The 1,736-nt window shown below is 35.7% G+C and carries 1 protein-coding gene; it reads left to right on the top strand.

Annotated features, from left to right (window positions below; all coding sequences use genetic code 11):
• The first annotated feature begins 94 nt into the window (after positions 1–94).
• Positions 95–1,543, top strand: a complete 1,449-nt coding sequence (locus A8L32_RS23230; protein WP_066633798.1) for an IS1182 family transposase — start codon at positions 95–97, stop codon at positions 1,541–1,543.
• Positions 1,544–1,736 lie beyond the last annotated feature (193 nt).

The raw sequence follows: 1,736 nt of genomic DNA, 5'->3' as shown, positions 1-1,736 counted from the left end.
GAGGCCACTGAAAAAGTACCAAAGCAGCAAATCGAGGATTTTATCCTTGGCTTGCTGCTTTTTTGTATCTTCGAGTTTATAAAGAAAAGATTGCATGCTGGTTCAACAACAAACATTATCCTTAAGTCCTTATACGGACCTCTACGATTTAATCGTACCAAAAGACAATATCTTACGACGACTCAATGAACTGATCGATTTCAGTTTTATTTACAATGAGTTGTCAGAGAAATATTGTCATGATAATGGACGTAATGCTGAGAGTCCCATTAAGATGTTTAAATACCTCTTGTTAAAGTGTATTTATAACGTATCGGACGTCGATGTGGTTGAACGTTCAAGAATGGACATGTCCTTTAAGTACTTTCTAGATATGACTCCAGAGGCAGATGTCATTAACCCCAGTTCACTAACCAAGTTTCGAAAGCTAAGACTAAAAGACACCGATTTGCTCAATTTATTAATTGGCAAAACCGTTTCAATTGCATTAGAAAAGGGCATCATAAAATCAAAATCTATTATTGTTGATGCAACTCATACAAAATCCAGATCCAATCCATTATCAGCTATTGAGGTTTTAAAAGAACGCGCAAAACTTCTTCGTAAAACTGTTTATACACAAGATGAAGATTACAAAGATAAGTTCCCTCAAAAAAATGAAGACAATAATCTTGAGAATGAACTCAACTATTGTTTAGATTTAACCAAGACTTTGCTTGAAGATGGCTCGATCTCCTTGATTCCATCAATTCGAGAAAAAATAAATTTACTTACAGAAACAATCGAGGATACACAAGATCATTATACTTTATCGAGAGATAAAGATGCCCGAATTGGTCACAAATCGGAAGACTCCTCATTCTTTGGCTATAAGACACACCTTGCACTTACTGAAGAAAGGTTGATAACAGCTGCCGTTGTAACTTCTGGAGAAAAGGGCGATGGCCCTCAGTTACCTGAACTCATTGAGCAAAGTCAGAAAAATGGGATGGAAATTGATACTGTAATTGGAGATGGTGCATATTCAGGAAAAGAGAATCTTAAAAATGCGAAGAAGAACAACATTAATGTCGTAGCAAAACTAAACCCTTCAGTTAGCAAAGGGACTAGAAAAAAAGAAGATGAGTTTGAGTTTAATAAAGACGCAGGCATGTTTGTTTGTCCAGCAGGGCACCTGGCTATAAAACGTGCAAAACAGGGGAAGAAAGGAGTTGGCAAAAACCAAACATACACTTACTATTTTGATATTACTAAATGCAAAACGTGTTCAAAAAAGGAAGGTTGTTATAAGGAAGGAGCCAAGTGTAAAACATACTCCATTAAAATTAATGACTCAACACATAAGGAACAGATAGAATTTGAAAACAGTGAATACTTCAAAGAAAAATCCGCTCATCGTTACAAGGTAGAAGCTAAAAATGGAGAGTTAAAAAACAGACATGGTTTTGGTCGTGCATCTTCATATGGACTAGATAGTATGGAAATGCAGGCGGCAATGGCTATCTTCACAGTAAATATCAAGAGAATACTGAAATTAGTATAGAAAATAGAAGCAGACCTATACATTTTTCAAAAAACGTCAATATATACACTATAATACCTCAATTGAATCAATTTTGGGCAGCCAAAATTTATCCCCAAAAAAAAGGTTGTAGTCAGATGTATGTGAAATACTCCTTCTACAACCCATATACTTTCACCCAATTCATATTTGAGGGGGGATTTTCAGTGGCCTC

Origin of the sequence: Labilibacter marinus (assembly GCF_001659685.2) — a bacterium.
GTDB classification, from domain to species: Bacteria; Bacteroidota; Bacteroidia; order Bacteroidales; family Marinilabiliaceae; genus Saccharicrinis; species Saccharicrinis marinus.
Note: the sequence above shows the minus strand (reverse complement) of the source record. Positions and strands in the feature narration are given on the sequence as shown.

What these genes read in the sequence shown, in the direction of transcription:
- A8L32_RS23230 (WP_066633798.1), top strand. Translation starts at nt 95, where the DNA reads ATGCTGGTTCAACAACAAACATTATCCTTAAGTCCTTATACGGACCTC.